The organism is Rhizobium sp. Root1212 (assembly GCF_001424985.1).
GTDB lineage: Bacteria > Pseudomonadota > Alphaproteobacteria > Rhizobiales > Rhizobiaceae > Pararhizobium.
On sequence record NZ_LMDA01000001.1, the window covers coordinates 801,650 to 813,206 of the forward strand.

Genomic DNA, 11,557 nt, shown 5'->3' on the forward strand with positions numbered 1-11,557 from the left:
CGAGGTTTATCATCTCGAAAGCCGCCGGAGAAAACAGCAATTGCCAAAATGCTGCACTGCTTCCATATATGGCCGATCCGCCTGCACAGGCATCGGCGGGCCGGAGGCTGGATGAATACCACAGACACCCACGCGCATGCCGAACACCACGGCGGCCAAAAATTCCTCGTCCTCCTTCTCGGCTCGATCGGCGTCGTCTATGGCGATATCGGCACCAGCCCGCTTTATGCCTTTCGCGAGGCGCTGCGCCCCTTTTCCCATGACGGCATCACCGAGCAGGAAGTCATCGGCCTGATCTCGCTGATGGTCTGGACGCTGACGCTGATCGTTACTTTCAAGTATGTGCTGTTCCTGCTGCGCGCGGACAATGACGGCGAAGGCGGCACGCTGTCGCTGCTGGCGCTGCTGATGAAGAAAACCGGCAGCTACATGCCGGTGCTGTTTTTTGCCGGGCTGATCGGCGCCGCGCTCTTCATCGGCGATGCGATGATCACCCCTGCCCTCTCCGTCATGTCGGCGCTGGAGGGCCTGAAGCTGGTGACACCGGCGCTGTCGGACTACGTGCTGCCAATGTCGACCGTCATCATGCTCGGCCTGTTCATGGTGCAGTCGAAGGGTACGGCGGCGGTTTCCAATTTCTTCGGGCCGATCACCGTTCTCTGGTTCCTCGCCATGGCCTGGGGCGGCCTGATCCATATCGGCGATAATTTCACTATCCTGATGGCGCTCAACCCGCTGAATGCGCTGTGGTTCATCACCCATGCCGGCTTCGTCGGCCTGATCGTGCTCGGCGCCGTCTTCCTCACCGTGACCGGGGCCGAGGCGCTTTATGCCGATCTCGGGCATTTCGGCCGCAAGCCGATCCAGACGGCATGGTTCGTGCTGGTCTTTCCGGCGCTGGCGCTCAACTATCTCGGCCAGGGTGCCTTCGTGCTCACCCACCCCGAGGCGGCCGACAACCCCTTCTACCTCATGTATCCGGACTGGGCGCTGCTGCCGGTCGTCATCCTGGCGACGCTGGCGACGATCATCGCGAGCCAGGCCGTCATCACCGGCGCCTTTTCGCTGGCGCGGCAGGCGGTGCATCTCGGCTTCCTGCCGCGGCTTCAGATCACCTTCACCTCGGAAACCAATACCGGGCAGATCTATGTGCCGGCCGTGAACGTGCTGCTCTGCGTCGGCGTGCTGGTTCTGATCTTCACCTTCGGCAATTCGGAATCGCTTGCCACCGCCTACGGCATCTCAGTCACCGGCGCGATGGTGGTGACGACGCTGATGGCCTTCCAGTTCCTGCGCTCCGTCTGGGGCTGGCGTCCGGCAAGCGCCGCCGCCGTGCTCCTGCCGCTGCTTATCCTCGAGGCCGTGTTCCTCGCGGCCAACCTGCTGAAAATCCATGACGGCGGCTGGGTCCCCGTCATGCTGGCGCTTGCCATCATGATCATCATGTGGACCTGGACCCGCGGCTCGAATTTCCTGCGCGAGAAGACCGCGCGCAACGACGTTCCGCTCGATGTCTTCATCCGCTCGATCGAAAAATCCAAGCATCCGCCGGTAACGGTTCCGGGCACGGCCGTCTTCCTCACCAGCGTCAGCGACAAGACGCCTGTCGTTCTTCTTCACAACATCAAGCACAATCACGTGCTGCACGAGAAGAACGTGATCCTGACGGTGCGCACCTCGGAAAAACCCTATGTGCCGGATGACGAGCGCGTCACCCTCACGCCGCTTTCGGAGCGTTTTTCCCGGATCGAACTTTGCTTCGGCTTCATGGACGAGCCGAACGTGTCGCGTGCGCTCGGACTTTGCAAGAAAGCGGGCTTCAAGTTCGAAATCATGCAGACCTCATTCTATCTCGGCCGCCGCACGCTGATCGGCAACCCCGACGCCGGCCTGCCGGGCTGGCAGGACAATCTCTACATCGCACTCTCCGGCCTCGGCATCGATCCGTCCGCCTACTTCAAGCTGCCGGCCAACCGCGTGGTCGAAATCGGCGAGCAGGTGACGATCTGAACCCTTTGCCGCCTCATCCGGCAGGCTCTTCATGAGGAAAATTTAATTCCAGCGGAGGTTGTAAGTGGCAGGTTTTTCGATCATCTTCGATGATGACAAACACGGGGAAGCACGATGAACGACCGGTCGCCCGATCCAATCGACATTCATGTGGGAACACGCATCCGCACCCAGCGGCGCCTGCTGAAGATGACGCAGACGCAGCTTGCCGACCAGCTCGGCATCACCTTCCAGCAGGTCCAGAAATACGAGAAGGGCATCAACCGCATCGGCTCCGGCCGGCTCGCCCGGCTTGCCGAGGTTCTGGGCGTGGAGATCACCTTCTTCTTCGAAGGCGACCCGAACGCCAGGGAAAACAGCTGGAAGCCGCTGGCCGAGGCCGATCCGATCTTCGGTTTCGTCGGAACCGCCGTCGGCCTGGAACTCAACCAGGCCTTCATTGCGATCAAGGACGATCGCGTCCGCCGCAGCATCATCAAGATGACCGAAACCCTGGCAAAAGCATCCGCCGCGCCAAAAGATTGATGCCCAGGAATGCCGCACCTTTCGCTCTTTGGAAAGCTTGAGCTATCGGCTGGGGATGGACGGCCGCTTGGCTTCCCCCAGAAAGGCCTGCTGCTCCTCGCCTACCTCGTCAGCGAACAGAAGCCCCAGATCCGGCGGCCGGACGCCGCCCGGTTGCTGTGGGGCAACGGTGACCCGCGCACCGCCCAGAGCAGCCTGAGAAAGACGGTCGAGCGCATCCGGCAGGCCGACCTTGGCGGCGAGCGGAACCCGCTGGTTTTCGATGCCGAGCATGTGCGCCTCGATGCTGCGGGGCTGACCTCCGATTTCGACAGCTTCCGGCCCGGCGAGGATATGCCGCTCCATGGGTTTTTCCGAATGGAGGCCTTTGTCGGACACCCGTTCCTCGACGGCGTCGAGGTGCCGGCCTGGCTCACGGAGTGGCTGGAGCGGCAGCGACGGCTGTTTGCTCTGCAGCTTCGCGATTGCCTGCTCGACGCCTGGCCCGGCATGACCGACCCGGCACAGCGCCATCTCGCCAAGCACGCCGCACTGACGCTTACGGAAACCTTTCCCAACGACGAGCAACTGCTTGTGGTTCTCAACGGAAACCGCCTGCTGGCTCCCGTCCCGGCGATCCCGGCGGCAAGGGAGGCGGAAAGCGCGCCTCTGCGGCCCGACGCCGTGCAACTGCCGTCCGCGCCACTGCCGCGTCTTGCGCTCATGCCGCCGCGCGGGACCCGCACCGATATTGCCGGCGCCCTGATCGAGGACATCACCATCGAGCTTTGCGCGCTGCGCCACGTGGCTGTCGTCGCGCCCTATACGGCCGAGCGGATCAAGAACGACCCGGACAAGGCGAGCCTGCTTGCGGCGCATTCGATCTCCTACTGGGTCGATACCAGCCTGACCGACAATAGCCTGTTTGCGCAGATGGTGTTTGCGCCGACCGACAGCGTGATCTGGGCCGAACGCTTCGCCATCGGCGGCGACGCGGTGCTCCACGAACGCAAGACAATCACCCGCCTGATCACCGGGGCTATTTCCGACCAGTTGAAGCACTCCGAACGCAGCTTCGACGATTTCAAGGCGCATCCCGATGCCTATCGCGGCTATCTCGCCGGCTCTCGCCACCTGAACAAGCTGGCGCTTCCCGACGTGCGCCGGGCGCGCACCGCCTTCCGCAAGACGCTGAACGCACACACGCAATTTGCCCCCGCCGCAAGCGGCCTGGCGCGCACCTACTGGATGGAATGGCTGATGACGGCGCGCGGCGACGCCGCCCTGCTCGGCAATGCGCGCAAGGCGGCGATGCAGGCCATCGCCCACGATCCGAACCTAGCATCCGGCTATCGCGAGCTTGGTCTTGCGGAACTCTATCTCGGCAATGTCGAGGAAAGCCTGGCGGCGCTGGAGCGCTCGGTGGGGCTCTCCCCGCATTATGCCGATGCGATCGCCAGCCAGGCGGATTCCCTCGTTCATGCCTCCCGGCCGGAGGAAAGCCTCGTCAAGATCAAGCGGGCGATCGAGCTTAATCCGCTCTGCCCGGACGATTACTACTGGGCGGCGGCGGGGGCGAGCTACCTCAGCGCCGACTTCCAGAATGCCGTCGACTATATCGGCAAGATGTCGGATCAGTCTTCCGTGCACCGGCTGCTGGCCGCGAGCCTGGCGATGACCGGCAACAGCCGCAAGGCGCGGCTGCACCGGAAAAAAGCATTGGAACTCAATCCGCAGTTCGATCTCGAGAAATGGCTGGCCGTGGTGCCGATCAAGGATCAGGCCCACCGGGAGCTGTACCGCGAGGGCCTTTTAAAGGCGGGTTTCTAGAGCGTTTCCGCCGCACTCGAAATGCTCTATGATCCTGCTTTCACCGCATTATCCAGCAGAGAGGGAGAATGGATATGGCGAAGGTAGTGGTTCTGGGCGTTCCGGGGGAAACGGGACTTTGGCTTGCCGATCTCGACGCGGGAACGGTGACAGCGCTCGCAGCGCCGGCCGAGGGGCCGCTGGCTGCCGCGAGCAACCTGCGCGCCAGCGGTGTGACCGTTACCAAGGGCGTCGATTTTGCCGTCGCCGTCTCCTCGGCTGCAAGCGTTGCGTCCGGCCTGCTCGATCCCTGATCCGATCGCTTCCGTGGACCGCGCCTGCCCGCCCGACGAGACGTTTGATCGCGTCTCGCCTTATCTCAGGCAATTCGGCATCACGCGTCTGGCCCGCCACACCGGCCTCGATCGCATCGGGGTTCCGGTCTGGTGCGCCTATGCGCCGAATTCCCGCTCGATCGTCGTGGCGCAGGGCAAGGGGCTGACCGACAGCGACGCCCGCACGTCCGCCGTCATGGAGGCGCTGGAGCGGGCCGTTGCGGGCGATCCGGCCGTGCCGGCCCGTCTTGCCGACAGGGCGACGCTGATCTCGGAAGACGCCGTCGCCGAACCGCTCGACGAGCTGCTTGCCCTCGGCCGTAAGGGGCTGACGGATGGAGACGTGCTGGATTGGCTTTCGGGGCAGGAGCTGATCCACCGCCGGTTGGCCTATGTTCCGCGCGACGCGGCGCTGCTCGACCGCACCCGCAGCGACAATCGCTACTGGATGTCGTCCGATGGCCTCGCCTCCGGAAACACCACCGAGGAAGCCATGCTGCACGGCATTCTGGAACGCATTGAGCGCGACGCCTTCCTGCTGTGGCAAGTGACGTCTGCCGAGCGGCGATACCGGGCCGGCGTTCGGCCGGTGGCTTTCGCCGATGATCGCGTGTCGGATCTGGCCGATCGTTTCGACGCGGCCGGCCTGACTTTCCGCCTGTTCGACATCACCAGCGATATCGGCGTGCCGACGTTTTCCTGTTTTCTCGCGCCCCGCGGCGTCGAGACAGCCCGGCAGACACGCTACGTCGATGTCAGCCATGGCTGCGGAACCCACCCGGACCCGGCGCGGGCGGTGCTGCGGGCGATGACGGAGGCGGCGCAATCGCGCATGACCTTCATCAGCGGCGCGCGGGACGATGCCTCTCGCGAAACCTTCGAGCAGGTTTTGCCCGAGGAAACCCGGCAGGCGTTCCTGGCGGACGTGCCGGAGCGAGCGCGCTACATGCCGTTTGCTTCGCTGGACATGCATGGGCTTATCGAGCATGTGCTCGGCCTGTTGAGAAAGGCAAAGGTTCCGCGGGTGATCTGCGTGCCGCTGCAGGCGCCCGGTCTGCCGTTCAGCGTGGTGAAAACCTTTATCCCCGCCCTTGAGAACCCCGACGACACCAGAGCCCGCCGCTTCGGTCCGCGGGCCTTGTCGAAGGCATTTTTGTCATGAAGGTGATCTTTGCCGGGCCGAGCCTGCCGGATGCCGCAGATTTTGTCGCCGCCGATATCCGTATCCTGCCGCCGGCGATCCAGGGAGACGTGTTGCGGGCTGTGCAGCAGGGGGCAACCGTCATTGGCCTGATCGATGGCGGCTTCGAATACACGGCGCCGGTCTGGCACAAGGAAATCCTCTTTGCGCTCTCGCAAGGCGTCACCGTGTTCGGCGCTTCCAGCATGGGGGCGTTACGCGCCGCCGAATGCGAGACCTATGGCATGATCGGCGTGGGCGAGATTTTTCGTACCTACCAATCCGGCGAACTGGTCGATGACGCCGAGGTCGCCTTGCTGCATGCCCCGCCGGAGCTTGGCGGCGGCGCGCTCACTTTGCCGATGGCCAACATCCGCGCGACGCTCGATGCGCTTTCGAAAAGTGGAAGGCTTTCCCCCGAGGATGCCGGTGCGCTCCTTGCGGCATCAGCGGCCATCCACTTCAAAGAACGGACGTGGGGCCGCATCTTCGCGTCCCGTGACATGAAGCCGGACAACCTCGCGGCGCTTATGGCGGATCATTACATCGACCGGAAGCGTCTGGACGCGATCGAACTCGTCGCCCTCGTCAACGACGCTCCGGACAAAAAGGGTGCATTTCCCAAGGCTTGGTCGTTTGTGGAGACCACTCTTTGGGAGAAGATGAAACGCCACCTCTAGATTGTATCCGCAACCTGACATTCTCAAAAGTATATGTCACGCCTATGTCACGCCTGTCACGGCGGGATGTGGGGTATGCTCAGAGAAAGTCAGAGCAGCAGGATGGATTCAAATGTCGAATGTTCTCGCCCACAGTGCCATTGACCTCGAAAACGTTGTCGACCACGAGGAAGATATTGCTGCCTTGGCGCGCATGATCCGGTTTGCCCAGAACTCGGCCGAGGACCTGCGGCTTGAATCGACGGTCTATTGCCTGAAGATGGCGATGCAGGCGCTCTATCAGCAGGTGAAGGCCGAAGCGATCGATCCGCTTGCCGTCCCCGAGAAATTCGACGTATTGCCCGCCCGCCATTGAGCGACGGCCGGCAGATGGGGGCAGATTTTTCAAGCAGATATTTTTAGAACGAAATCATAGTCACAAAGCCCGGCCGCTTCTTTGCCCCCGCACGGTTCCACGACCAGGCAAAGAAGCGGCCGGGCTCATTTTTGCGCGCCGACATCAGCGACAAAGTTGGCGGCCCGCGCGAGAAGGCGAGACCATACGACGGATTTCGGTATACTTTGCAGTTCATAGCGCGTTGCGCTCTCAAGGAAGGGAGACAATTATGACTGCGCCGCATCCGCCGAGAACCCACATCGGCAACCATGCCCTGCATCCCGAAACACAGATGCTGAATTACGGCTACGATCCCGAGCTTTCCGAAGGCGCGGTCAAGCCGCCGGTCTTCCTGACATCGACCTTCGTGTTCAAATCGGCGGAAGACGGTCGCGATTTCTTCGATTACGTCTCGGGCCGCAAGGAACCGCCGGCAGGCCGGGGCGCCGGTCTCGTCTATTCGCGCTTCAACCATCCCAACAGCGAGATCGTCGAGGACCGGCTGGCCGTTTATGAACGCACGGAAAGCTGCGCGCTGTTTTCGTCCGGCATGTCGGCCATCGCGACCATGCTGTTTGCTTTCGTGCGGCCGGGCGATACGGTTTTGCACTCACAGCCGCTTTACGGCGGCAGCGAGACCCTGCTTGCCAAAACCTTCCTCAATTTCGGCGTGACGGCGGTCGGGTTTGCCGATGGCGTTTCCGAAGCCTCGGTGAAGGCTGCGGCCGAGACGGCGATGCAACAGGGTCGCGTTTCCGTCATCCTCATCGAAACGCCGGCCAACCCCACCAACAGCCTCGTCGATATCGCAATGATCCGCCGAGTGGCCGACGCTATCGCCGAAAAGCAGGATCACAGGCCAGTGATCGCCTGCGACAACACCCTGCTCGGCCCCGTCTTCCAGCGGCCGATCGAGCATGGGGCAGATATCTCGCTCTACTCGCTGACCAAATATGTCGGCGGCCATTCCGACCTGATCGCGGGGGCGGCGCTCGGCAGCAAGGCGATCATGAAGCAGGTCAAGGCGCTTCGCGGCGCCATCGGCACGCAACTCGACCCGCATTCCTGCTGGATGCTCGGCCGCTCGCTGGAGACGCTGCAGATCAGGATGGAGCGGGCCGACAGCAACGCGAAAGCCGTCGCGGAATTCCTGCGGGATCACCCAAAGGTCGAGACGATCCATTACCTGCCGTTCAACGACCCCGCCTCTCCCGTCGGCCGCACCTTTACCGCCCAGTGCAGCGGCGCGGGCTCGACCTTTTCCTTCGACATCAAAGGCGGCCAGCCGGCGTCGTTCAAGTTTCTGAATGAGCTTAAAATCTTCAAGCTTGCCGTCAGCCTGGGAGGGACGGAATCGCTGGCCTCCCACCCGGCATCGATGACCCATTCCGGCGTTCCCGCCGATGTCCGGGAGCGCATCGGCGTGCTGGAATCGACCATCCGGCTGTCGATCGGCATCGAACACCCGGATGATCTGATTGCCGATCTGGCTCAGGCGCTGGAAGCAGCCTGACGCCGAAGCGCTTGCTCGACCACGGGGCGGGTTTGCGACAGAAGGAAGGTCTTCGTTTCCGGGCGCACCCGCTCCAGCAGGCTTTCGCGGACCTCTGCGTGATAGCCATCGAGGAAGGCGGCTTCGGACGCGGTCAGGGTATCGAGATCCGCCATGGCAAGATCGATGGGCGCGAGCGTCAGCGAGGCGAAGCGGCAGAAGCCGGGACCATCGGCCACCACCTCCACCTGGTTTTCGATGCGCATGCCGAAGGCATCCTGCTCATAATAGCCGGGCTCCACCGTCATGACATTGCCGGGGATGAGGGCATGAAGGTTCGGCTTGCGGTCGAAGCGGTGCGGATATTCGTGGATCAGCAGATTGTGACCGACGCCGTGGCCTGTGCCGTGGTCATAATCGAGGCCGATATCCCACAAGGGGCGGCGCGCCAGCCCATCCAGTTGATGACCCTGCGTTCCCTGCGGGAAGCGCGCCGACATCAGCGAAATGAACCCCTTGAGAACCGCCGTATAGGCGCGCCGCATGTCCGCGCTCGGCTCGCCCAGCATCATCGTGCGCGTGAGATCCGTGGTGCCGCCCAGATATTGCCCGCCGGAATCCACGAGGTAAGGCGCCGTCATCTCGATCGGCGCGTTGGTCTCTTCGCTTGCCGCGTAATGGCACATGGCGGCATTGGCGCCAGCGGCGGAAATCGTGCGGAAGCTCGGTTCCAGGAAATCCTTCCGCTCCTGCCTGAAGACCAGCAGTTGGGCTTCTGCCTCAAGTTCGGTCAGGGGACGGCCCGCCTTCTCGCGGGCGGGCGCCTCGACGGAAAGCCAGGCGAGGAAATCGGTGACGGCGATGCCGTCTTCCAGATGGCAATCGCGGAAACCCTGCAATTCGGCCGATGTTTTCAGGGACTTGGCAAGAGTGATGGGGCTCGTCTGCGGCGCAAGCCGGCCGCCAGCCGCAAGAATGCCGGCGCGCACGGCCTGCGGCGCGAAATCCGCGTCGATCACCGCCGTCTTCCCGGCCACCGCTGCCGCGAGCCGATCGAGGAAACGCTCCGGCGGCGACAGGGTCACGTCGGCAAGCTCGTAGGCAGTGAGATCGTTGCCGAGCTTGCGGCGATCGACGAACCATTCGAGGCCGCCATCCGTGCCGAGCAGCAGGAAGGAATGCGGCACCGGGTTCATCGGCACGTCGGAGCCGCGCACATTCAAGAGCCAGGCGATATTGTCCGGCAGGGTTTCGACCAGAATATCCGCGCCGCGCTGCCGCACGCCTTCGGCGATACGGGACCGTTTGCCGGCCGCGGTTTCCCCGGCGACATCTGGCGACATCGCCCGGATCGCGCCCAGCGGGGGAAGCGGACGGTCATGCCAGACGACGTCGAAAGGATCGGCATCAAGCGTCACCAGTTCCGCGCCGGAAGCGGTGCAGCCGCCGGCCAGCCGGTCATAAAGGTTGCCGCCGACCAGCATCGTGTCGATGCCGATGCGCCAGCCGGGCTGGGCGTGGTCTTTCAGCCAGCGGTCGAGCGGATCGTCGTGGAGGTGGTGGATTTCGAACAGCGACAGGTCGACTTCCTGGCGCACCTGCACCTGATAGCGGCCATCCACGAAGATCACCGCCTTTTCCTTCAGCACCAGCGCCAGCCCGGCAGAGCCGGAAAAGCCGCTGAGATAACGCAGGCAATCGTCGTGCGGCGCGGTCACCTCGCTTTGATGGGCGTCGGTGCGCGGCACGATGAGGCCATCCAGCCCGGCCGAATCCATCCAGCCGCGCAGCGCCGCCAATACCGGCGCACGGTCGTTCGTCGTCATGATCTTTTATCTTTCGTTTTTATAGGCCGGCCTTCAGCGGCCCACCCTTTTCGGCTACCAGCGCAACGAGCCGGTCGAAGACCGCGCCCGACTGGCGGATGCCGTCATGTTCGAATTCGTTGGTGATCCAGACATCCAGATTGCCGACGGCCCTGGCCGTCTGCATCGACAGACCGGCATCGACATACATGTCGTCGTGGTAGACGACCGCCGAGACCGGCACGGTATTTTCGGCAAGGCGAGCCTTGTCGTAGAGCTGGCTGTAGCGCGGACGGCGCGCGAGCGCTTCGGCAGCGGCGCGGAAGGGCCGGAGCAGCGCGATCTCCTCGAACATCGACGGATAGATCATCTCGCCGGTGAAGAGCAGCGGCCGTGCCTTGGCGTCGAATTCGGGGAATTCGGCAAGCAACCGCTCGGCCGACCAATTGGTCGCGCCCTCGCCTTGCCCATAGATCGCCTCGTGGATCGCGGCGAAGAGCGGATTGCCATTATAGGCGGTCGCATGCATGAGCGAGCCGAGGAACTGATCGGACAGGCGATCGTCAGCGGCAAAGGCTTCGTCGAGCAGCCAGTGGATGTTTTCGAAACCCGGCCCCATGCCGAAATCGAGGCCGAGGCTCTGGAAACGGCGCACCGACAGGCGGTCGCCATCCGGCAGCATCACCGGATTGGCCTCGATGAAATCGGCGATGCGGGCGACCAGCGCCTTGTCATCGGGATAACGCTTGTAGAAAATCTCGTTCTTGGCGCGCACGCGCGGATAGGTACGGCGGTAGACCTCGTCGACCGAGGGCTCGATGCTCGGGATGCCGCCGGCGACATAACAGGCGGACAGGCCTTCCGGCGCGCGGCTGAGATAGGTGAGCGTCAGGAAGCCGCCATAGCTCTGGCCGAGCGTCTGCCAGCGCTCGCCTGCGAAGACGGTCTTCCGGATATGTTCGAGATCATCGACGATGGAATCGGCGCGGAAGCAGGCGAGGTAATCCGCCCCCGCCTCGCCGTCGAAGCCGGCGATAGTAGCGGCATCGACGGGGGCGGAACGGCCGGTGCCGCGCTGGTCGGGCAGGATGATGCGGTGCGTCTTCAGCGCCTTGGCGAGCCAGGGCGGGCTGCTTTTCGTCGGGCGCGGCGATTTTCCGCCCGGTCCGCCCTGCAGGAAACAGAGGAGCGGCAGCTTCTCGTCCTTGCGCGCGGGGTCGACCACCTCACGGGCGAAAACCTCGATGGTCCTGCCCTCGGGCTTCGACCAGTCGAGCGGCACGGTCACGACGTGATCGCGCACATGCAGGCCGGGGATGGTGTATTCGGAGACGATCATGGGAATTTTCCTATTTCAACGCATGTC

Annotated in this window: 10 protein-coding genes; 8 read left to right on the forward strand and 2 right to left on the reverse strand. The window is 63.4% G+C overall.

Annotation, left to right across the window (positions count from 1 at the left end):
- Positions 1 to 111 precede the first annotated feature (111 nt).
- The 8 genes from ASC86_RS03845 (at position 112) to ASC86_RS03880 (ending at position 8,407) form a co-directional block, all read left to right on the forward strand.
- Complete coding sequence (locus ASC86_RS03845; protein WP_056316269.1) at positions 112 to 2,010, forward strand: potassium transporter Kup; 1,899 nt, start codon at positions 112 to 114, stop codon at positions 2,008 to 2,010.
- 114 nt (positions 2,011 to 2,124) lie between these two features.
- The gene (locus ASC86_RS03850; protein WP_056316270.1) at positions 2,125 to 2,535 is read left to right on the forward strand and encodes a helix-turn-helix transcriptional regulator; all 411 of its coding nucleotides are present in this window, start codon (positions 2,125 to 2,127) and stop codon (positions 2,533 to 2,535) included.
- A gap of 9 nt (positions 2,536 to 2,544) precedes the next feature.
- Complete coding sequence (locus ASC86_RS03855) at positions 2,545 to 4,344, forward strand: hypothetical protein (protein WP_056316274.1); 1,800 nt, start codon at positions 2,545 to 2,547, stop codon at positions 4,342 to 4,344.
- Positions 4,345 to 4,418: 74 nt separating this feature from the next.
- A complete protein-coding gene (locus tag ASC86_RS03860) occupies positions 4,419 to 4,637 on the forward strand; it encodes a hypothetical protein (protein ID WP_056316277.1) in 219 nt (72 codons plus the stop codon).
- Positions 4,638 to 4,650: 13 nt separating this feature from the next.
- The gene (locus ASC86_RS03865) at positions 4,651 to 5,820 is read left to right on the forward strand and encodes a YcaO-like family protein (protein ID WP_162244969.1); all 1,170 of its coding nucleotides are present in this window, start codon (positions 4,651 to 4,653) and stop codon (positions 5,818 to 5,820) included.
- Positions 5,817 to 6,518: a TfuA-like protein gene (locus tag ASC86_RS03870; protein ID WP_056316283.1), complete on the forward strand. Its 702-nt coding sequence runs from the start codon at positions 5,817 to 5,819 to the stop codon at positions 6,516 to 6,518. Before ASC86_RS03865 ends, ASC86_RS03870 begins: the two co-directional genes overlap by 4 nt.
- Before the next feature lie 112 nt (positions 6,519 to 6,630).
- Entirely contained in the window at positions 6,631 to 6,873 is a 243-nt protein-coding gene (locus tag ASC86_RS03875; RefSeq protein ID WP_056316287.1) for a hypothetical protein, read from the forward strand.
- Positions 6,874 to 7,123: 250 nt separating this feature from the next.
- Positions 7,124 to 8,407 carry a cystathionine gamma-synthase family protein gene (locus ASC86_RS03880; RefSeq protein ID WP_056316290.1) on the forward strand — a complete coding sequence of 428 codons (1,284 nt, stop codon included), beginning with the start codon at positions 7,124 to 7,126 and terminating at the stop codon, positions 8,405 to 8,407.
- Here the strand turns inward: ASC86_RS03880 and ASC86_RS03885 are convergent.
- Entirely contained in the window at positions 8,386 to 10,212 is a 1,827-nt protein-coding gene (locus ASC86_RS03885; RefSeq protein WP_056316292.1) for an aminopeptidase P family protein, read from the reverse strand. The two genes, ASC86_RS03880 and ASC86_RS03885, sit on opposite strands and share 22 nt — an antisense overlap.
- Positions 10,213 to 10,231: 19 nt before the next feature.
- Positions 10,232 to 11,530 (reverse strand): alpha/beta fold hydrolase, encoded by a 1,299-nt coding sequence (locus ASC86_RS03890; RefSeq protein ID WP_056316294.1) that lies wholly within the window; start codon positions 11,528 to 11,530, stop codon positions 10,232 to 10,234.
- Positions 11,531 to 11,557 lie beyond the last annotated feature (27 nt).

Bases quoted from the DNA above. Each gene is read 5' to 3' on its own strand.
- ASC86_RS03845 (WP_056316269.1), top strand. From the start codon at position 112: ATGAATACCACAGACACCCACGCGCATGCCGAACACCACGGCGGCCAA.
- ASC86_RS03850 (WP_056316270.1), top strand. From the start codon at position 2,125: ATGAACGACCGGTCGCCCGATCCAATCGACATTCATGTGGGAACACGC.
- ASC86_RS03855 (WP_056316274.1), top strand. From the start codon at position 2,545: ATGCCGCACCTTTCGCTCTTTGGAAAGCTTGAGCTATCGGCTGGGGAT.
- ASC86_RS03860 (WP_056316277.1), top strand. From the start codon at position 4,419: ATGGCGAAGGTAGTGGTTCTGGGCGTTCCGGGGGAAACGGGACTTTGG.
- ASC86_RS03870 (WP_056316283.1), top strand. From the start codon at position 5,817: ATGAAGGTGATCTTTGCCGGGCCGAGCCTGCCGGATGCCGCAGATTTT.
- ASC86_RS03875 (WP_056316287.1), top strand. From the start codon at position 6,631: ATGTCGAATGTTCTCGCCCACAGTGCCATTGACCTCGAAAACGTTGTC.
- ASC86_RS03880 (WP_056316290.1), top strand. From the start codon at position 7,124: ATGACTGCGCCGCATCCGCCGAGAACCCACATCGGCAACCATGCCCTG.
- ASC86_RS03885 (WP_056316292.1), bottom strand. From the start codon at position 10,212: ATGACGACGAACGACCGTGCGCCGGTATTGGCGGCGCTGCGCGGCTGG.
- ASC86_RS03890 (WP_056316294.1), bottom strand. From the start codon at position 11,530: ATGATCGTCTCCGAATACACCATCCCCGGCCTGCATGTGCGCGATCAC.